Source organism: Paenibacillus sp. 11B, from assembly GCF_030487755.1.
Taxonomy (GTDB): domain Bacteria; phylum Bacillota; class Bacilli; order Paenibacillales; family Paenibacillaceae; genus Paenibacillus; species Paenibacillus vandeheii.
On record NZ_JAUKNS010000004.1, the window covers coordinates 912,538 to 931,645 of the forward strand.

Consider the following 19,108-nt stretch of genomic DNA (forward strand, 5'->3'; position numbering starts at 1 on the left):
AGCTTATTGCTGTGCAGCCTTATACCGGTCATATTGCGCCTGTCTGCCGGCAATAACCTGCTCAATGTTCATTTTTTTCAGCGTCTCAATATAATTGTCAAACTGATCCAGACTGGTATCTCCGCTTATAAATTTAAAGTTCATCTCTTCCACATATGTCGTAATATCCGGCATGGACATGCTCTCTACACTCGCCTCATCCGGCAGAGCATATACGAATGGGAACGGTTCGTGGATGTAAGGCTCCAGTTCCTTGTCAAGCTTGGCATGCCATTCAGCCACAACGGAATCCGCCGAGTCCGTAGACTGAATGTTCGGCAGATTCACGGGACCAATGCCGAGTTTCTGGATATAGTCGTTATCCTTGCCTTTGTCCGTGAATGTCTTCACGCCATTCTCTTCAGTATACGTATCATCCTTGATTCCCCACGTATAATACGTTTGCGCTTCTTCACTCACCGCATAATCCAGGAAACGGAAGGCGAGCTCCGGATTTTTGCTGTCCTTGGAGATTCCAAAGATGCCACTCACGGCTGTACGTCCAATATAAAACTGGTCACCATGCGGTCCTTTTAGTGGCAGAATGCCTTTGAAGATGGGCTCCGCAGGATCATAATCCTTGAACAGCGGACTGTAGACCATCGACATGTACCAGCTAAAATTAAACGTGGCTCCGGTTACATCCTGTGAGATGCGGGAGGTCACCTGATCGCTTGTCGTACTGGCATAGTCCACCCCGAGCAGGCCTTCTTTGTACAGCCCATTCAGGTATGTGAGATATTCCTTGTAGGCAGGCTCATAATAGCTGAAATGCACCTTACCCTGGTCATCGGCATAGAACTGATTGGACAGATCCAGGCCAAAAGCAGGGCCAAATGCCATCGGCACAAACTTGGATTCCATGGACAATGGTATTTCATCCGCCTCGCCGTTACCGTTCGGGTCATCTGTCTTGAATTTGCGCAGCATCGCTGTGAACTCATCCAGTGTCGTAGGTTCGTTCAGTCCCAGCTTCTTCAACCAGCGTTCATTCACCATAAACAATGGCATGTAGTTCTTCGTAAGCGTTTGCTGCGGAACATAATACATTTTACCATCTGGCGTCGTTAAACTGGCTTTGACGGATGGGGATTTGTCGTATATTTTTTTGAGATTCACGCCATACTTCTCTACCAGATCATTCAGCGGAATAAACAGACCACTGTTAATGTATTTCATGAGCTGATCCTGATCCGGCAAATAGACGATATCCGGCAATCCCGTTCCAGCCGCAAGCCTTGGATTCACCGCATCCGCGTAGTTCTGCGGCGGGATGAGATCCCAATCGACCGTTACCCCAGCATTGCTCTCAATTTTCTTCACAATCTCGGCAGTCGAGAGATCCACGTTGGTCGTCCATGCGTTGGTCCCGAGAATCGACAGCTTGGCATCTTTCTGGTCGGTTACCGGACCTGCCCCTGTGTAGTTAAACGCTGGTTCCGAGCTTGTTGAAGCACTTTCCTTGTCTCCCCCTGCTCCTGTACTGCTGCTGCATGCGGCGAGACTGATGGCAAGTATCACCGCGAGAACACTTTTTCTTCCGGCCCCTCTGATTATCATCCGTTATTCCTCCTCGTTATGAACAATCTTGGGTGATGCATGGTGATCAATAAGGCTATCCTTTCACGGCTCCGAGGGTAATCCCTTTGACGAAGTACCGCTGGATAAAAGGGTAGATCGTAACGATTGGCAGAATGCTGACCACAATCGACACATACCGAACCTGAAGTGTGGACACCGCCAGCGCGCCTGTGGTCATCGTGCCACCCATTTTTTGCATGACCTCCGGTGATGCCATGATCAGCACTCTGCGCAGGAACATTTGCAAGGGCTGCATATCCTGTTTGCCCAGATATAGCAGGGCTGAGAAGAAGTTGTTCCAGTGGAATACGGCGTAATATAACGTCAGCACGGCAAGCGTTGGCTTGATGATGGGTATTGCTAGACGGTATAACATGGTCAGTTCATTGGCCCCGTCTATGCTTGCACTTTCGAAGATTTCATTCGGAATACCCTCGAAGGCTGAGCGGCAGATCATGACATTAAACGTAATGACCAGCACGGGCAGCACCATCACCCATCGCGTATTGTACAGCCCGAGTGACGTAATCAGCATGTAGACCGGGATGAGTCCACCCGAGAAATACATGGTGAAGGCAATGAAAAAGTTCAGCTTTCTGCGAAGGAAAAATTGTTGTCTGGATAACGGAAATGCAGCGAGGCACGTAGCTACAATATTCAGCAGTGTACCTATAACGGTGTACCACAGGGTGTTATAGAAGGACACCCACAACTCCCGGTATTGGAGCACCATTTTATACCCGGACAAGGTGAATCCTACCGGCCACAACGCAACCTTTTGTTTGTCGATCGCATCAACCGAACTGAATGAAATGCTGATCACATACAGGAAAGGATACAGCGTAACGACGACAGCCAATATAGTCAGCAGGTAGACAAATCCGTAGAATAACCGGTCACTTCTTGATTTTTGCATACAGGTCTCCTTTGGGTCGGGATATGGTCTTACCAGAGTGACATCTTGGTCAGGCGCCGGGTCATCGTATTAGCCGCGAACACTAGCACAAAGGTGATAATAGAGTTGAATAGGCCGACAGCTGTCGCAAATCCGTAGTTCTGTCCTTCAATCCCCATCCTGTATACGTAGGTGGATAACACGTCTGCGGTCTCATAGGTAGCACCGTTATAGAGCAGATATACTTTCTCGAAGCCTACGCTCATAATGCCGCCAAGCGACAGGAGCAGGAGGATGACAATCGTTGGTTTGATACTTGGAAGTGTCAGGTGCCATAGCTCCTGGAATTTGTTGACGCCGTCCATTTTGCCGGAATCATACATTTCGGGGTCAATGCCCATAATGGCTGCAATGTAGATGATGGAGCTGAAGCCAAAGCTCTGCCAGATATCAGAGCTGGTGAATATCGTTCGGAACCACCCGGCGTCCATCATGAAGTTCACTTTCTCCATACCGAGCTTGGCAATCAAGGTGTTCACGATCCCGTCAGTGGGTGACAGGAAGTTGATAATCATGCCCGCGACCACGACGGTGGAGATGAAATGCGGAAGGTAGGTGACGGTCTGGGCGAACCGCTTGAACGTCTGATTCTTGATCTCCACAATACAGACGGCGAACAGAATGGGGATGGAGAAGCCGAACAGGAGTGGCAGGAAAGCGAGCAAAAACGTGTTGCGCAGCAGCCTCCAGAAGTAGATGGAGTTCACAAACTGATCAAACCACCTTAGGCCAACCCATTCCCCGCTGAACATTCCCTGCCCTGGCATGAAGTTGCGGAAGGCCAGCAGCATGCCAGGCATCGGAACATACATGAAGATGACGTAATACAGAAAAATGGGTGAGAACATCAGCAGCAAAACCTTATCCCGTTTGATCAGGCTGAATAGCGTCGACATGTGATTTTTCACCATTTAGACTCTCCTTCGCATTAAAATTACAACGTTTGAATTTTTGGACATAAACATACCACTTCATGCATAATTCAGGTCATCCCCTTAAATAAAAACCCATTAAATCCCTTTTTGAATGGAGTATTAATACAAATAAAAAACGATTAAAGACATAGATATAAACATAAATCCATAATTACAACGTTGTAATTTTACCCTTAATGTATACGCTTACATAAACTATTTTTCCCATCTTAGCAAAGTCCATCTGGTTTGGCAACAACAAAAATCAGTGTATGCCTGCACAGAGAACTGCATGGTTTTGTTGGTCAGGGTGACCTGCTAGTGGCAAAAAAGGAGAGAAAAAAAGGGCAATGAACGTTTTCTTCCGTTCTGCCCGGCTCTTGTCCTTCCTCCGCCAGCGTTCTGGCGCAGCGCAGGATTGTTTTATTTTTCAAAAAGTGTACTTATGGCCCAACGTCTTCGGATTTCTACATCTGGTTCCGATACTCCATCGGTGTTACACCCGTCACTCGCTGAAACGCTCTGTAGAACTGACTGACATTGGAGAACCCCAGCCCAAAGCTGATGGTGGTCACCGAATCTGTTGTATGGCGCAGTCGTCGGGTCGCTTCCTCCACACGCAAATTCAGCACGTACTGATACGGAGTTGAACCTGTCAGTGCCTTAAAGGAACGCATAAAATGATATCTGCTCTGGTGCGCAACCGCCGCCATGGATTCGATGTCCATTGGACTTGTATAGTCACTGTATATATACTCCAGCACGCGCTGCATATGGGGGTCAATGAACGCGCCGCCGTTGGCGCTTGTTCGCTGAAGCAGATTCCGAAGCTGCCCGTAAACCAGGCTCCCGCCCGAACTCCCTTCCCCACCCATTCCTGTGGCTGCCAGCTTCAGGCTACTCCCATTCTGTTGACCGGTCAGCATCCGTCCAAGATATGTCTCTACCGCAAGCTCCGTTTCCTGTATCTGCAATGGTTCGGGCGCATCGTCCAGCAAAATGGCGTTCCAGCCTCGAAACAGTCTGCTGATCTCAGCCGGATCGAAGGTTTGTGTGGTCCGAAACTCAGTCTGCGCTCCTTGTTGATCTGAATCCTCCAATCCGCCAATTGGCGGATTGCGAAACTTGATAACGATAACCGCGGAATCCGCACCAATCTCGAAAAAGTGCTCCATCCGGGGATGGGCAATAATCCCCAATCCTGCTTGCAGAGGATATGTCTGCTGTTCCTGCACCAGATGACACTCGCCTCTTACAGGCATCGTTACCTGATACCAGTCATCGTGCACATGGGGTTCATTGGCGAATCCGCCAGAAGCCTTCCACAATTCCAATCCATTCAGCATCATATTTAATTCCATCGTTTCCTCACCTGCTGACATTATAGCAAATCGTGCTCACTTTCCAAGCACTTTTCACAAAGACAATAGCGGCCTGTATCTTTTATCATGGTAAAAAATAATTCGAGGTGATCTCCCGTGGCTCAAGCCGCTGTAAGCAAAATGCAAATCAATCACTCCGCCAATTGGGCGCTTGCCGGGGTCAGCTTCGCCCATCTGCTGAATGATGCGATGCAGACCGTTGTTCCGTCTGCTTTCCCGCTGTTTCAGCAAACCATGCAGCTCAGTTTCGCCCAGATGGGCTGGATTGCCTTCACATTGAATATTACCGCATCGGTCCTTCAGCCGCTGGTCGGTTATATGTCTGATCGCAAACCGATGCCGATCCTGCTTCCCGGCGGCATGTTATTCTCCCTGATTGGTGTTCTCGGCTTTGCCTTGTCTTCCGAGTTATGGATGCTGTTAGTATCCGCAGCATTGATCGGCATAGGCTCATCCATTCTTCATCCCGAATCCTCACGTGTCGCCCATCTGGCCGCTGGTCGCGGTCGCGGAATGGCACAGTCCATCTTCCAGGTCGGTGGTAATACCGGTCAGGCTCTCGCCCCATTGCTCGTTGCCTTTATCCTGCTCCCGCATGGGCAGCTTAGTTTTCTGTGGCTGATGGCCTTTGCCCTGATCGGGATCTTTATCCAGTCTTCCGTTAGCCGCTGGTATAGAGACAAATTGGCGGACAATCGCAGCCGTCAGCAACAGCCTGTACAGGCAAACGGCATTGTGCAGCCTGCTGCCCAGCATGTAAGTCGGGGATTTATCGCTTTTACAATGGGTATTCTCATCCTGCTGCTGTTTTCCAAATTCGTATATATTGCCGGTATGACCGGATACTATGCTTTTTATTACGCCGATGCGTATAACCTGCCTCTTTCGCAAGCTCAGATCTGCCTGTTCGTTCTGCAATTTGCTGGCATGGTTGGCACCTTGCTCGGCGGCCCCTTGGCTGACCGTTATGGACGTAACCGATGATCTGGTTCTCCATTGCGGGTACTGCACCATTTTCACTATTGCTGCCTTATGCGGGACCTGCTCTATCCATGGTGCTGTGCGGCATCATCGGACTGATTCTGATGTCAGGATTCAGCGTCATCATAGTGTATGCGCAGGAATTGCTGCCGCGTCATATTGGGACGGTATCGGGATTGTTCTTCGGTCTGTCATTTGGTATGGCAGGACTTGGATCGGTTGTGCTCGGTTCCCTGATTGACGTGACCAGCATTTCATTCGTCATCAAGCTATGTTCCTTTTTGCCGCTGCTCGGGGTGTGTGCTGTATTCCTGCGCCGGGATCGGCCACGGAACGCCTAATATGCATTGAAACGTCAGTCGTTTTGTGACTACAATAAGGTCAGGATAATTGAGACAGAGGTTAACAGAAGGAAGGAATAACCCATGATCATTGATGTAAAGCATGTTACTTGGAAAAGGGGACCGATCACCCTGCTGAACGATGTCAGCTGGCGTGTAAACGAAGACGAACATTGGGCACTGCTTGGCCTGAATGGTTCCGGTAAAACCACACTCCTGAACATGATCACCGGATATCTCTGGCCGACAGAAGGTACGATAACCGTGCTTGGACACCGTTACGGAGATGTGGATTTGCGCGAGCTACGGAAGTCGATCGGCTGGGTCAGCTCCTCCCTTCAGGAGAAATTATATGGTACCGATCGCACACAGTATGTTGTCATCAGCGGCAAACACGCCACCATTGGACTGTACGATAAACTGTCAGACGAGGATCTGGATCAAGCACGGGAATTGATGCATACGCTCGGCTGTCAGCATTTGTGGGATCGCGAATATCGCACCTGTTCCCAGGGGGAGAAGCAGAAGCTGCTCATCGCCAGAGCCCTGATGGCTAACCCCCGTGTTCTCATTCTGGACGAACCCTGCAATGGGCTTGATTTGTTCTCCAGAGAGCGGCTGCTGGAAAGTATCAACGAGCTGACGCAGAAGCCGGATACCCCTTCGCTCATCTACGTGACCCATCATACGGAGGAAATATTGCCTGTATTCAGTCACAGCCTGCTGCTTCGCCGGGGCGAGATCGTGAATAGCGGATTAACCAGCGAGTTGATGAACCGTGACGTATTGAGTAACTTTTTTGAATCCCCTGTGGATGTGGATCGGCATGGAGAACGTGTCTATGTAAGAGCATCGGATAAATAATTTTCTATATCTATATAAATTGAACTAAACATTTACACGATAACGGAGAGGACAGAAATAACCTGAAGAAGCAGAGCGTTCGCCTTTATCCCCGGATTTTCCCCTTTAAATAAGGGATTCAAAAGAATCTGGGGATAACAGTGATCGGAAGGTTGTTCTGTCAACGGAGTGGCAAGTGTAAATATTCTTTAGTTCAATTTATCTATTCACAGTCAGAATATTCGAAGCAGCCCAGAATCTTATCCACATGTGGACAGGCTTTTGGGCTGTTTGGTTATGTTATGAATTATCCACAGTTTTCTGTGTACTATTTCCGGGCAGAGAGGAATAAAAACAACGGAATGCGCTGTCTGCGCAGGTACGTCTCCTCGTTCACAAAATACGGACGCTGAGGCGTCGATTCCCGCAGATGCTGTACTTGAAATCCCGCCTGCTGTAATGCCATGTAGTAGGATTCAATGGAGCGATGCATTTTTTTCACCGTACCTCCAAGCCATTGCTGCTCCCGGAATCCCTCCACAAAATACTGATCAACCACCCAGTTGGTTCGGGTCCCCGAAGGCTGTAACGTCGACGTAATCACAGGATGTTCTACCGAAAATACGAATGTACCATTCTCTTTTAACGTGTGATATACCTTTCGGAACAAGCTATTCACATCTTCAATATAATGAATCGCCAGTCTGGAAATGACCAGATCATATGTATCCGCGGGATAGCTCCAGTCTTCCATATAAGCTTGCTCAATCTGTGCGTTCTTGCCCTTTATCGTTTCATTGGCAGCCTGAATCATATTCACTGAACCTTCAACTCCGGTATAATTGCCTCCAAGATGGCCAGGGCCCAGCAGTTCTGCTCCGAACCTCGCATCCCCACAGCCGAGATCCAATATGCTCTTTCCCCCAACGTCTCCGATCAATTCCAGCATCACAGGCTTCTCCAGCGTATCGTTGGCATTTTCCTGCCACTGCCGGCGTTCCATATACTTCTCAAAATTAGCTTCATCTTCGTAAAAATCAGATCCACGTTCGTTCATTGCGTACCCCTCCGTTACTGAGATGAAGTTTAGCTCTCCTATTCAGCCTGAAAGATTATACACCTTTGGAAGCTATAGTTGGAACCCTTGCCTGATTCAACCTCGGCAAACCTAAAACCAAAAAAGTACAGCGAGCGCCATCTTGGCGCTTCACTGTACTTCTTTTTTTATAGAAAAGCATGGATCAGGAACAATACAGCAAAAGCGAGACCCGATCTCAGATGCCACTGCCGATCTAGCTTCTTGTAACGGAAAATCCCGGCAATCGGAACAGGAAGCAGAGCAATCCCAGCGAGCAATCCCGTAATATGATTAAAATCCAGCATGAAGTTAAACAAAAAAGCTCCAATCACATGAAGGGCTATCAATCCCATTGCAACAATGGCTATCGGGACGTGTACACGACGGGCTATGCCCAGCAGCTTTATAGCTAGTTTCCTGATTTGCGCCCAGGCGTCAAGCCATTTACGTTTCATCACAAACAGGATCACGTAATAAGCCAGCACGATAAAGAGCAATATCTGGGCCTGAGAGCCATAACCCTTATAAGCCTCGCTGATGTGGTGGTCGTTCCAGTTTGTTGTACTGTTATACAGATGAATTAAACTCCACAGACCGTAAGCCAAAATAACTGCTGCCACCACCAGACTGAGCAATACCCATTTACGGTCTTTCTTCGGTATATACGATTTCTTCTTTACGGCTGCTTTGTTCATGATCGTTGCCCCCCCCTTCACAATGAATGGTTTATTCCTGATGAGAAGAAGTATAGCATCACTTTCTGTGAATTTACTGAGAAAAGCGTCTATCGACATGCTTCAAAGAAGCCATACGTATAATAGGACACGCAGGCGTAAATGAAATGGATTATAGCAATCAAGGACAGAGATAGGATTTATTCAGATTGATCCATATAAGGCCGGCGGCCGCCTTTTTTGACGAATTTCCAATCCACCTCGATATTATGACGCATTCGGCGTAAGAGGTTCACGGCTGTCTCAATCTCCTCTTCCGTCAAGCCTTGAAGCGTCACCTGGTCCGAGTGAACTCCTTCTCTGCGGATAAACTCCCAGGCTTCAAGACCAGCCTCTGTCGGATATAACAGCTTATTCTTCTTATTATCCAATGCGGATTGTTTGACAATAAATCCGTCCGATTCCAGTTTGCTGATAGCTCTGGCTGCCGTGGTACGGTCGACTTTGATTAGTTCAGCCAGCTGGTTGGGAATAATGCCAGGATTCTCGCAAATGCGATAAAGATACAAATACTGTCCACGAGACAGGTTTAGATGCTGGAATTCAACGTTGCTGATTGAATCCAGACAGCGGGCAATCATGCCAATTTCACGCAGCACTTCTTTTTTTTCAGTCAATGTATCCACTCTCCATCTATAATTGTTGCATTCGCAACATAATTGATGATATAACTAAATTGAATCTGTTCAAATTTTAACCATGATAACACATGGGACAGGTACACGTTCATGCTATGTACCAGTTTACCATGTCAGGATAGGATTACTATTGACTAAAGGGGAAAATTTCATGAATACAACTATTGTTGAAGCTAATCGCCAAGATTTGCTCGACGCCTGCTTCGCCATACGTACCGCCATCTTTGTTGAAGAGCAAGGGGTGCCTGCGGAGGATGAATTCGACGCTTACGATGCACTGGATACAGAAGCTCGTCATATCCTTCTTTACGTGGACGGTGCGCCAGCTGCCTCTTCCAGACTGCGTGTAGTTGAAAATGTTGCTAAATTGGAACGGATCTGTGTCATGATCGATTATCGAAAACATGGGCTTGGTCGTGTACTAATCGATAAGCTGGAACAGATGGCCCTGGACCAAGGGCTGGAGAAAGCCAAGCTACACGCTCAGGTACAAGCCTCCGGGTTCTACGAACGTCTCGGATACACAGCTGCCTCGGACGTATTTATGGAAGATGGCATTCCTCATCTGCTGATGACCAAAAAGCTGAAATAACTACAAAAAGAACAAAGAGCATCCTCAAGGTCAAGAACAAGACTTTGGGATGCTCTTTTTGGGTTCTAAGGAACCCAGCAAGTGTTACTATAGGAGATTCAGCCACTTTGAGAATGTAATGAATCGTATACACCTTATTTACTGTTTTGCAGCCTACAATGCACCTTTTTCTGCGGTTTTTACCGTAATAAAGTGGCTGAGATGCGTTAGGATTTCTAATTCATGTAATTTGCCTCAATAAGGTGTGGTGTGTTCGTTAGGAGTGCTCCACTTAGGAGAGCGTTTAATTAGCATGATCATGACAAAGAAGTCAGGCGTTAACCTGACTTCTTCTCTCACCTCTTTATCCCAAAGCCAGACGACCTGGCTGCGATTCATCGGCATTATTTTTCATCTGTTTACTACGCAGTTGTCCGCAGGCGGCATCGATATCGGTACCATGCTCCATGCGTACAGTGGCGTTGATATTATTCTTTTTCAATGTATCATAGAAGCCCAGAATGGACTCTTCGGTACTCCGCTGATACTGGCTGTGCTCATCCACCGGATTGTACGGAATCAGATTGACGCTGACCATGCTTTTCCGGCTCGAAAGTAGTTCAGCCAGTTCGGCGGCATGCTCCCGCTGATCGTTGACGTCCCGAAGCAAAATATATTCAAACATAATGCGTTTGTTCGTTGTCGTCAGGTAATAATCCACCGCGTCCATCAATTGCTCAATCGGGAAGGCGCGGTTGATCTTCATAATGTGTGTACGCAGTTCATTATTCGGTGCATGCAGCGAAATCGCCAAATTGACTTGCAGATTACTGTCGGCGAATTCCTTAATTTTGTCAGGCAGTCCGCTCGTGGATACAGTGATCCGCTTGGCCGCAAGCGCCAATCCTTTACGATCCTTAATCACTTCGATGAAGTCCGTCATGTTCTTGAAATTGTCAAACGGCTCGCCAATTCCCATCACGACCACATTAGTTACCCGCTCGCCTTGGCCAGCTGAGTCAAGATAGTGTTGTACATGCATAATCTGTTCTACAATTTCGCCACCGGACAGATCACGGCTCTTCTTGATCAGCCCGCTCGCGCAGAAGCTGCAGCCAATGTTACATCCCACTTGAGTGGTTACACATACAGTGAGACCGTATTTTTGTCGCATTAAGACGGTTTCAATCAGATTGCCGTCCTGCATACGCAGCAGAAATTTCACCGTGCCGTCTGCCGATTCCTGCTTCACATGTTCACTCAGCGAGTTCATTGTAAAATGCTCGGAAATAACATCCAGACATTCCTGACGGACATCCGTCATCTCGGTAAAATCGTTCACACGCTCCTGATATAACCATTCCCAGATGCGGGAAGCACGGGATTTCTTCTGTCCATGCTCCGGCAGCCAGGCACGTAATTGCTCTAATGTTAATCCATATATGGATGATTTAATCATGTTATTGTCCTCTTTTCGCAAAAAAGCATATGGCTCATCGGTCCTACCCAAAAAACCTCTACTCTGTATTGTCCCAAAATTGACGAGGGAACACAAGGGCTTTTGCATTTCTTCCAAGAGGTTTTATCAATGGCAAATCTGCACAGTACCTTACTTCTTCATTTCCATTCCCAACCGTTTAGAAGTGAATAATACCGGAGGTGTGCAGCAGAACCAGAAGCACCAGGATAGGCGCTACGTAACGCAGCATGAACAGCCATACCCGGAACCATCCTGCACGCAGGCCGGATGCTTCGGCAGCCTTTTTCCAGAAGTATCCGGCAAAAATAGTAACCAGCAATCCACCAACTGGAAGCATGATGTTCGATGCCACAAAATCCATCCAGTCAAACACATTTTTGGAGCCAATTTTCAGATCAGGCATCAACCCCAAGGAAAGTGCCGAAGGAAGACCCACGAGGAAGACTGCAAGTGAAATGACCCATACCGCACGACTACGGCTCCAGGACAATCGCTCCATGAAATACTTCACCGGAACCTCCAGCAAGGATACAGCTGATGTTAATGCCGCTATCGCCAGAAGCACGAAGAACAATCCGCCGAACAGGAATCCGAGCGGCATGGCCGAGAACGCAGCAGGCAGTGCCACAAAGATCAACGACGGACCCTGATCCGGTGCAATCCCGAAGGAAAATGTCGTTGGGAATATGATCAGACCGGCAATGAACGCATATATCAGGTCACCCGCGCCGACAGCAACGGTTGCTGCACCGAGCGATTGATTTTTATCAACATATGAACCGTATGTCACGAGAATACCCATACCAAGCGACAGGGAGAAGAAGGCATGTCCAAGCGCAACCAGGGCAGATTCGGTCGTAAGCTGTGAGAAGTCGGGGTTCAGGAAAAAGGATACTCCCGCTCCAGCTCCCGGTAAAGTTACCGCACGTATCATCAGAATCACGAGCAGCACCAGCATCGCCGGTATAAGGATCTTGTTAAACCTCTCAATGCCGTTGGAGACTCCTTTGACTACGATCAGGCCTGTGATCAGGACTGCAACCACTTGCCACACCAAAGGCATATAACCGCCCACAAAATCACCGAATTGTCCGGCAAAGTCGGTATTGTTATACAATGTACCGCTGAAGGACGTCACTGCATATTGCAGCGTCCAGCCTGCAATGATGACATAAAAGGAAAGAATGATAAACGGCGTCAGTACTTGCAGCAAGCCAGCCGCAAGCCACCCCTTTTGTCCACCTGCTTTAATAAAAGCCGTTGCTGCGCTTCCTCTGCCGCTGCGGCCAATCGCAAGTTCGGCCAGCAATACGGGCAGACCAATCAACAGAAGACAAACGATAAAGAGCAGGAAAAAGGCAGCGCCCCCGTTCTCCCCCGTAATATAAGGAAACTTCCACATGTTGCCCAGACCGACCGAGCTGCCAATGGCAGCCATAATGAATCCGGCTTGTGAGAAGCGTTCACCTTTGTTTGGACCGTCTTGATTCAAGTTGGAATCATTGGACTTACTAAAATTCATTATATCTACTCCATCTGTTCTAAGATTTTCCGTTATTATATAACAGTCATCCACTCAGGTCATTCGAAAATCGAAATTAATCGAAATGTTATTTATTTACAGGAATGTCTACATTAAATATGCTGCCCTTGCCTTCTTCGCTTAACAAAGCAATCAGCATGCGATATGTAGTCCACTGAACCCCCTAATATGCAGTATGTGATAAAAAGGAGTACGCCAACCCTGCCCTGTATTTCGGTAATTCCTCAGAAGGCTGCAAACTCAACTTTCCAGGCGACCACCAAACCGTTAAGAAGGAGGAACCTCCTCAAAGGCTCCTGCTTCTCTGCTTTTAAATCCGTCGTGTTAGCACTGGCATTCAGCAAACTTTAAGCTTCGTACCACACACTTACGGTCGAAAATTAATCCCTCTCTCATCTTGGTCGCCTATACTTGCACCAATCTCAATCGCCCATGCTGAGGAGGAGAATCATGAACACACTGAGCTACACAGATCCAAAAACCCGATGGAACAGGTATTTCTGGCTGTATGCCGTTCTGATTTTCACCGGAGGTCTGCTGCTTCGGTTGTACCTTGGAACACAATTCAGGGGTTATGTCGGAGATCAGTCCCTGTTCGTTGATTGGATGAATGCTGTTCACCAGTACGGTATTCGCGAATCATACCTGTTTGGCAAAGATCAGAACTATCCCCCCTTGTTTATCGTCATTCTGGGGTTGTATCGCTGGATACTCGATGGCCTGGGCATAACCGCCTCAGCTGGCAATCTGTCCATGAAAATACTGCCTATCGCCTTCGACGTCCTGTCCATGGCAGTCTTAACCCTCACCTTCAAACGACTGGGCCCTGGCGCATGTTTATTGCTGCTTGCAGTCCTTTCCTTCAACCCCGGTCTGTTGGTCGACAGCGCCATGTGGGGTCAGATCGACATCCTGCACAGTACATTGATGGTATTATCTACCGTTCTCCTTCTAAGTAATCCTCTCTTGGCGGGTGTTATATTCTCCGTTGCCCTGCTGGCGAAGTTTCAGGCAATCGTCATTGCCCCGGTCATCGGTATTGTATTACTACGCCAGCTTTATCACAGGCAATTTCGCGGCATGCTTCTATTTGCAGCAGGATTAATGATTGCTACCCTGCCTGTGTTTCTCTATTTTGCAGCAAACGGAACCCTCAGTGCCATGCTGAACAATGCATACGGAAGCGCCGTTAATATGTACCCCCAGCTTTCCCTGAATGCCATGAATATTTGGTATCACCTGCTAGGTGATCCGGCAACAAACGATGCTACGGTGTTGTTTGGCATAGTGACGTACAAAATGTTGGGGCTGCTGCTGCTTGCTATTGCTGTGGTTGGCTTATCAGCCTATCTGTTGTTAATCAAGGAAATTCGTATCTCATCTCTGCTCATTGCAGGTGCAGCGGTGAATCTCGCCTTCTTTATGCTGCCAACGGAAATTCATGAGCGTTACAGCATACCTGCTTTGTTATTCTTTGTTCTGGTCCCGTTCTTTGAACGTAAATGGATGTACGCAGCAATCGCCTTCTCCCTGACTACCTACGTAAATATTGCCATGATCATGAGCACAGGCTCTGGCGGCGACGTTGGGGCAGAGGAAGGACCATTCCTTATGGGTAGCGGGCATGGGGGGGTTGGCGGAGGACATGGAGCAGGCTTTAACATGCTCGGATCAGGATTGACCAACGGCTGGATATACGGCATCGGCATCTCCATTGCGATGATCCATATCGTGATCCTGTTCTGGGTCGTGTATGTTATGACCTTTGAGGTTCTGAATGGACGGAAGAAACGCAGCTGAATATCAACCTATACGGACAAAAAAAGAGGTGCTGCAACAGCCATTCCCATGGTTGTCGAAACACCTCTATTCCGATTAAACTTTAATTTCAAGCAACTCATATTTGATAACGCCCATTGGCGCATTGACATGAATGACGCTGCCTACTTCTTTGCCCATCAGTTCCTTGCCAAGCGGGCTTTCGTAGGATATTTTGTTATCAGCAACATCTGCCTCGGCCGGACCAACCAGCATGTATTCAATTTTCTCGGCAAACTCAATATCATTAAGCAGAATGGTTGAGCCAATGCTTACTTTGTTCGAGTCGATATTGTCCGAAGTGATGACTCTTGCTTTGGTCAGCATTTTCTCCAGAATCAAAATGCGGGTTTCCATAAAAGCCTGATCATCTTTGGCTGAATGATACTCACTATTTTCCTTCAGGTCACCGTAACTGATCGCGAGTTTCAGACGCGCCGCCAATTCCTTACGCTTCACCGTCTTTAAATCCCTCAGTTCGTCCTCCAGCTTTTCCAAGCCTTCCTGTGTCAAAATCACTTCATCATTAGCCATTTTTCCATCTCTCCTAATCCTGCTTTCTATCTATATTCTAACCTATATCCACTCCAAACGGTTAACATACCAAGAAAAAGAAATAACGCTCCCAATCATGGAAAGATGTGTATGTGTCTCTCTTAATTGTACCGGTACAATTGAAGCAAACTTGTATATTCATTTCAGTCGATCACTTTTACAATGAAGTCAGGGCAGCAGCAGTATATCACACGCCCACTACATGACTCGAGGTGATCTGGATGAATGTTACATTGACTCAACCTGAAATACAGGCCTACCTGAAACGGATAGGCATTAACGATATCAAGGAACCCACACTGGAATTCCTGTCCGAAATCCAGCAGGCACACGTACAGCATCTATCCTGGCAGACGGTTGATATTTTTGCGGGTCGGCCTGCAGGCATCGATCTTCAAGAATCGATTCAGCTTATATTGCAAGGGCGCAGTGGTTACTGTTTTCATCTAAATGGCGCATTCAGCGTTCTGCTTCACTCTCTGGGATATACAGTGCATTGGCATCGTGCCGGAGTTCAGCCACATGGTGAACAGCCACGTGTGAACTCGTTCCATCTCGGTCTGTCGGTCTCTTTGCCAGATACAGACCCCAATGCGGAACGTTGGATTGTGGATGTCGGTCTGGGTGGCATGCCCTTCGAACCGCTTCCTCTTCGTTATGGAACCTATGGATCAGCACCGTTCACATATACATTAATGCCTTCATCCGTTGCTCCTGGCGGATGGAGACTTGAATATGAGCCCAACGGGCCAAGTGAAGGAGTCGACTATGCTCCCGAAGTGCTTACCAGTCTGGAAGAGTTCATTCCGAAGCATGAATTCTACAGCCAGTCAGCCGATTCACCTTGGCATAACGCGTTTTTGCTCCGTCAGAGGGATGCTCTCCATAGCACCGAGCTGCGTGGATGTATTCTCCGGACGCATGACCGCGATGGTATCCGCAAAACGGAGATACAAACCTACACCGATTGGAAAGACGTATTAGCCGAGCGGTTCCACGAACCGTTGTTGAATTATACGGAACTGGAACGCAAACAAATGTGGGATCGGGTACAGGCTGCACATGAGGAATGGAAAAGAGCACAGCAGGCATGAAGCGGTATGGGAAGACCCGAGAAACCGAAGAATATAAAGGAAAGTCTGCAATGGATGCCGAATACATCGTCAGGTGATAAATGATGATAACGATTCATGTTCTACAAGTTCCGACAGAATTGCCAGAGGCATACTGGAACCATTTTCTTTCGCACGTATCTGAGGAAAGACGAGCACAAGCTTCACGCTTTGTGCACCTGGCGGACGCATATCGCTCCGTTCTGGGTGAAGTGTTGACCCGTGTGACGCTGAGTAAGTTGACTGGCCTAAACCCGGGAGAGTTTTCGTTTACCCGTAACAAATACGGCAAACCTTCGCTCAGCAACGATGCTGATGTTCAATTTAATGTCTCGCACTCCGGCGATTGGATTGCTCTAATCTCTGGTGGTGATACTGATCTAGGTGTGGATGTGGAAAAAATATCGCCCATCGACATGAAGATTGCTGAGCGCTTCTTCTCTATGACGGAGAGCCAGTTTCTGGCTGCGGAGCCCGCTGAGATACAGCTGGAGACCTTCTACCGTCTATGGACGCTGAAGGAGAGCTATATCAAGGCCGTCGGCATGGGCCTGTCTATGCCACTTGATTCATTCTCCATGATCCGCAATGCTGATGGGCACTGGCACTCGCCGGAAGCAGCCTCTTATCCATTCCTCAGCATACGACTGGATCACGGGCATATGTTGGCAGCTTGTTCCGCAGGCGAAGGTTTGCCTGCCCAGCCGGATTTCATCACAATCGAAGAGCTGTATCAGGCTTTATTATGAAGGAGGGGTTACAAACCTCTCCCCCAATAAAAAATCATGCTTAAAAATCCCTGGTGAGCCCGAGCCCGCCAGGGATTTTTTTGGAAGTTCAAATTATTGTGATTCCTGCGTTAATGATGGAGATTTCTTTTGCCTCCGAAAGAGACCCTGACCACTGTTCTTTCGTATCGTTGCAGCCGCATCAGCATCGCTGATTTTCAGGGCAAAGCATAGACCAATCAACAAAAACGCAGCAGCTCCCAGTAAAGCCAGACGGTAAGCCAGCATATTCGGCTCCATCGTTCCAGCAGCAGATACTGTCGTTGTCCCCACGCCAGCCAGAATAGCAGACAATAACGCCATTCCTACCGCTGAACCTAACCTATTTTGCACCGTGAACCAGGTGGAGGCTCGTCCCATGGAAGGAGGTGGGATCTGGGCAAACGAAGCAATCTGCACCGCCCCTACCGTCTGTCCCAGAAAGATACCCACTCCGAACAATAAGGAACGGATGAACCACGGATTCGTATCTACTGTGATCTGACTAAGCGTAATGAAAATCACTGCCGTGCAGATCAGACCCAGGGATATCAGCTTTCGCGGACCCAGCCGTGGATACGTCCAGGGCACAAGCTGGGAAGCAATCATTAGCCCCAAGGCTTCCGGGAATGTAGTTAGCCCTGTCTCCAGCGCAGTGGCGTTTAGCACATTTTGATACATTAACGGAAACACATACAACATGCCCAGCAGACCTGCTGCTCCGCATACGGATACCAGTCCCGAATAGCGAAATAAGCGGTCTTTCAGCAAACGTAGGTCAAGCAAAGGCTGCTTCGTGCGCAATTCAGCCACTACGAGCAACACTAATAAGATAATTCCTGTAAAGCCGGCTCCAATAATAAGAGGTGAAGTCCACCCTCGCAGTGGACCCTGACTAAGCGCGTACATCGTCAGAGCGAGTCCTGGGGCAGATAATAACCAGCCCGGTACATCCAATCGACCGGCTCCCTGCTCTCTATGCTCTTTCAGATACAACATTCCGAAGATTACCGCTGGAATGCCGACGGGCAGATTCACATAGAAAATCCATCGCCAGGAGAGCTGGTCCACAATCAATCCGCTCACAATCGGCCCCAGGGCCGGGGCCAGAGCGATGGGCAGTATGAGCATTCGGGATACTTTAGCCCGTTCCTGAGGCGGAAAGGTTCGAAACAGCATCGCCATTGCTACAGGAGTAAGCAGACCACCCCCTGCTCCCTGCAAAATGCGGAAGAACGTCAGCGTACTTAATTGATCGGCCGTTGCACAGAGTGCAGAAGATACCGTAAACAGTGCAAGTGCGGACAGGAAAACCCGTTTCGTGCCCCATCGATCACCAAGCCACCCCGCTACAGGCAGGAATACGGCCAAACTCACCAGATACCCTACATTCAAAGTACTTGAAGCAGCCGGGGGAATCCCCAGCTCTTCACTGATGGTTCGTAGTGCTACATTCAGGACCGTTCCATCCATGGCCACCATAAACATCGCCAGAACGTAGACGATGCTGACAATTACCTTGGGATTCAGACCTATTTTCATCTGCTAGTCTCATGAATGGCTCCAGGCATGCCGGCTTCACCACAGAGGCTTAGTGGTTTCAGATCTGTCCATTGCTCGGCGATGTAATCAAGGCATACCCGACGCTTGGCTTTGCCCAGCATTAGGGTCCAACCCGAAGGTACCGTAAGGGAAGCAGGCCAGAGGGAGTACTGTCCCTCCTCATTGATTAACACCAGATAATTGCTGTCTTCATGTTCAAAAGGGTTGCTCATC

Annotated in this window: 17 protein-coding genes and 1 pseudogene; 6 read left to right on the top strand and 12 right to left on the bottom strand. The window is 48.3% G+C overall.

Annotation, left to right across the window (positions count from 1 at the left end; translation table 11 throughout):
• Positions 1 to 3: 3 nt before the first annotated feature.
• The 4 genes from Q0V21_RS21015 to Q0V21_RS21030 all read right to left on the bottom strand — a co-directional run bounded on the left by Q0V21_RS21015 (position 4) and on the right by Q0V21_RS21030 (position 4,850).
• Positions 4 to 1,599: an extracellular solute-binding protein gene (locus tag Q0V21_RS21015; protein ID WP_301880473.1), complete on the bottom strand. Its 1,596-nt coding sequence runs from the start codon at positions 1,597 to 1,599 to the stop codon at positions 4 to 6.
• A gap of 55 nt (positions 1,600 to 1,654) precedes the next feature.
• Positions 1,655 to 2,536: a carbohydrate ABC transporter permease gene (locus Q0V21_RS21020; protein WP_063565907.1), complete on the bottom strand. Its 882-nt coding sequence runs from the start codon at positions 2,534 to 2,536 to the stop codon at positions 1,655 to 1,657.
• A 29-nt stretch (positions 2,537 to 2,565) separates the two neighbouring features.
• Complete coding sequence (locus Q0V21_RS21025; RefSeq protein WP_301880475.1) at positions 2,566 to 3,486, bottom strand: ABC transporter permease; 921 nt, start codon at positions 3,484 to 3,486, stop codon at positions 2,566 to 2,568.
• A 470-nt stretch (positions 3,487 to 3,956) separates the two neighbouring features.
• On the bottom strand, positions 3,957 to 4,850 hold the full coding sequence (locus Q0V21_RS21030; RefSeq protein ID WP_301880477.1) for a helix-turn-helix domain-containing protein: 894 nt from the start codon (positions 4,848 to 4,850) through the stop codon (positions 3,957 to 3,959).
• A 141-nt stretch (positions 4,851 to 4,991) separates the two neighbouring features.
• Here Q0V21_RS21030 and Q0V21_RS21035 point away from each other — a divergent pair.
• Together Q0V21_RS21035 and Q0V21_RS21040 are read left to right on the top strand one after the other, a co-directional pair.
• Positions 4,992 to 6,193, top strand: a pseudogene (locus Q0V21_RS21035) (MFS transporter).
• An 84-nt stretch (positions 6,194 to 6,277) separates the two neighbouring features.
• Positions 6,278 to 7,057, top strand: coding sequence for an ABC transporter ATP-binding protein (locus Q0V21_RS21040; RefSeq protein WP_301880479.1), 780 nt, complete (start codon positions 6,278 to 6,280; stop codon positions 7,055 to 7,057).
• Positions 7,058 to 7,364: 307 nt separating this feature from the next.
• Here Q0V21_RS21040 and Q0V21_RS21045 read toward each other — a convergent pair whose 3' ends face one another.
• The 3 genes from Q0V21_RS21045 to Q0V21_RS21055 form a co-directional block, all read right to left on the bottom strand.
• Positions 7,365 to 8,093, bottom strand: coding sequence for a class I SAM-dependent DNA methyltransferase (locus Q0V21_RS21045; RefSeq protein ID WP_079348115.1), 729 nt, complete (start codon positions 8,091 to 8,093; stop codon positions 7,365 to 7,367).
• Between the two features lie 167 nt (positions 8,094 to 8,260).
• The gene (locus tag Q0V21_RS21050; RefSeq protein ID WP_079348117.1) at positions 8,261 to 8,809 is read right to left on the bottom strand and encodes a hypothetical protein; all 549 of its coding nucleotides are present in this window, start codon (positions 8,807 to 8,809) and stop codon (positions 8,261 to 8,263) included.
• A 179-nt stretch (positions 8,810 to 8,988) separates the two neighbouring features.
• The gene (locus tag Q0V21_RS21055) at positions 8,989 to 9,429 is read right to left on the bottom strand and encodes a MarR family winged helix-turn-helix transcriptional regulator (RefSeq protein ID WP_079348493.1); all 441 of its coding nucleotides are present in this window, start codon (positions 9,427 to 9,429) and stop codon (positions 8,989 to 8,991) included.
• A 208-nt stretch (positions 9,430 to 9,637) separates the two neighbouring features.
• Between Q0V21_RS21055 and Q0V21_RS21060 the strand changes: the two genes are divergently transcribed.
• A complete protein-coding gene (locus Q0V21_RS21060; RefSeq protein WP_079348119.1) occupies positions 9,638 to 10,078 on the top strand; it encodes a GNAT family N-acetyltransferase in 441 nt (146 codons plus the stop codon).
• Between the two features lie 343 nt (positions 10,079 to 10,421).
• On the opposite strand, the gene rlmN is transcribed toward Q0V21_RS21060, so the two are convergent.
• The gene (gene rlmN / locus Q0V21_RS21065; protein WP_301880484.1) at positions 10,422 to 11,516 is read right to left on the bottom strand and encodes a dual-specificity RNA methyltransferase RlmN; all 1,095 of its coding nucleotides are present in this window, start codon (positions 11,514 to 11,516) and stop codon (positions 10,422 to 10,424) included.
• Positions 11,517 to 11,694: 178 nt separating this feature from the next.
• On the bottom strand, positions 11,695 to 13,059 hold the full coding sequence (locus Q0V21_RS21070) for a sodium-dependent transporter (RefSeq protein ID WP_079348123.1): 1,365 nt from the start codon (positions 13,057 to 13,059) through the stop codon (positions 11,695 to 11,697).
• Positions 13,060 to 13,530: 471 nt separating this feature from the next.
• Here Q0V21_RS21070 and Q0V21_RS21075 point away from each other — a divergent pair, with 471 nt between their 5' ends.
• Positions 13,531 to 14,880 carry a hypothetical protein gene (locus tag Q0V21_RS21075; protein WP_301880492.1) on the top strand — a complete coding sequence of 450 codons (1,350 nt, stop codon included), beginning with the start codon at positions 13,531 to 13,533 and terminating at the stop codon, positions 14,878 to 14,880.
• A 75-nt stretch (positions 14,881 to 14,955) separates the two neighbouring features.
• On the opposite strand, the gene greA is transcribed toward Q0V21_RS21075, so the two are convergent.
• A complete protein-coding gene (gene greA, locus Q0V21_RS21080) occupies positions 14,956 to 15,432 on the bottom strand; it encodes a transcription elongation factor GreA (RefSeq protein WP_024629715.1) in 477 nt (158 codons plus the stop codon).
• A gap of 242 nt (positions 15,433 to 15,674) precedes the next feature.
• On the opposite strand from greA, the gene Q0V21_RS21085 reads away from it, so the two are divergent.
• A complete protein-coding gene (locus Q0V21_RS21085) occupies positions 15,675 to 16,547 on the top strand; it encodes an arylamine N-acetyltransferase family protein (RefSeq protein ID WP_301880495.1) in 873 nt (290 codons plus the stop codon).
• A gap of 80 nt (positions 16,548 to 16,627) precedes the next feature.
• On the top strand, positions 16,628 to 17,314 hold the full coding sequence (locus Q0V21_RS21090) for a 4'-phosphopantetheinyl transferase family protein (protein WP_301880497.1): 687 nt from the start codon (positions 16,628 to 16,630) through the stop codon (positions 17,312 to 17,314).
• 93 nt (positions 17,315 to 17,407) lie between these two features.
• Here the strand turns inward: Q0V21_RS21090 and Q0V21_RS21095 are convergent, their stop codons facing one another.
• Together Q0V21_RS21095 and Q0V21_RS21100 are read right to left on the bottom strand one after the other, a co-directional pair.
• Positions 17,408 to 18,874: an MDR family MFS transporter gene (locus Q0V21_RS21095; protein ID WP_301880500.1), complete on the bottom strand. Its 1,467-nt coding sequence runs from the start codon at positions 18,872 to 18,874 to the stop codon at positions 17,408 to 17,410.
• Entirely contained in the window at positions 18,871 to 19,107 is a 237-nt protein-coding gene (locus tag Q0V21_RS21100) for an MbtH family protein (protein WP_301880502.1), read from the bottom strand. The genes Q0V21_RS21095 and Q0V21_RS21100 overlap by 4 nt, the downstream gene beginning before the upstream one ends.
• Between the last annotated feature and the right edge of the window lies 1 nt (position 19,108).

What these genes read in the sequence shown, in the direction of transcription:
- Q0V21_RS21100 (WP_301880502.1), bottom strand. Translation starts at nt 19,107, where the DNA reads ATGAGCAACCCTTTTGAACATGAAGACAGCAATTATCTGGTGTTAATC.
- Q0V21_RS21050 (WP_079348117.1), bottom strand. Translation starts at nt 8,809, where the DNA reads ATGAACAAAGCAGCCGTAAAGAAGAAATCGTATATACCGAAGAAAGAC.
- Q0V21_RS21075 (WP_301880492.1), top strand. Translation starts at nt 13,531, where the DNA reads ATGAACACACTGAGCTACACAGATCCAAAAACCCGATGGAACAGGTAT.
- Q0V21_RS21060 (WP_079348119.1), top strand. Translation starts at nt 9,638, where the DNA reads ATGAATACAACTATTGTTGAAGCTAATCGCCAAGATTTGCTCGACGCC.
- Q0V21_RS21085 (WP_301880495.1), top strand. Translation starts at nt 15,675, where the DNA reads ATGAATGTTACATTGACTCAACCTGAAATACAGGCCTACCTGAAACGG.
- Q0V21_RS21030 (WP_301880477.1), bottom strand. Translation starts at nt 4,850, where the DNA reads ATGGAATTAAATATGATGCTGAATGGATTGGAATTGTGGAAGGCTTCT.
- Q0V21_RS21020 (WP_063565907.1), bottom strand. Translation starts at nt 2,536, where the DNA reads ATGCAAAAATCAAGAAGTGACCGGTTATTCTACGGATTTGTCTACCTG.
- Q0V21_RS21015 (WP_301880473.1), bottom strand. Translation starts at nt 1,599, where the DNA reads ATGATAATCAGAGGGGCCGGAAGAAAAAGTGTTCTCGCGGTGATACTT.
- Q0V21_RS21090 (WP_301880497.1), top strand. Translation starts at nt 16,628, where the DNA reads ATGATGATAACGATTCATGTTCTACAAGTTCCGACAGAATTGCCAGAG.
- Q0V21_RS21055 (WP_079348493.1), bottom strand. Translation starts at nt 9,429, where the DNA reads ATGATTGCCCGCTGTCTGGATTCAATCAGCAACGTTGAATTCCAGCAT.
- Q0V21_RS21095 (WP_301880500.1), bottom strand. Translation starts at nt 18,874, where the DNA reads ATGAAAATAGGTCTGAATCCCAAGGTAATTGTCAGCATCGTCTACGTT.
- Q0V21_RS21045 (WP_079348115.1), bottom strand. Translation starts at nt 8,093, where the DNA reads ATGAACGAACGTGGATCTGATTTTTACGAAGATGAAGCTAATTTTGAG.
- Q0V21_RS21040 (WP_301880479.1), top strand. Translation starts at nt 6,278, where the DNA reads ATGATCATTGATGTAAAGCATGTTACTTGGAAAAGGGGACCGATCACC.
- rlmN (WP_301880484.1), bottom strand. Translation starts at nt 11,516, where the DNA reads ATGATTAAATCATCCATATATGGATTAACATTAGAGCAATTACGTGCC.
- greA (WP_024629715.1), bottom strand. Translation starts at nt 15,432, where the DNA reads ATGGCTAATGATGAAGTGATTTTGACACAGGAAGGCTTGGAAAAGCTG.
- Q0V21_RS21025 (WP_301880475.1), bottom strand. Translation starts at nt 3,486, where the DNA reads ATGGTGAAAAATCACATGTCGACGCTATTCAGCCTGATCAAACGGGAT.
- Q0V21_RS21070 (WP_079348123.1), bottom strand. Translation starts at nt 13,059, where the DNA reads ATGAATTTTAGTAAGTCCAATGATTCCAACTTGAATCAAGACGGTCCA.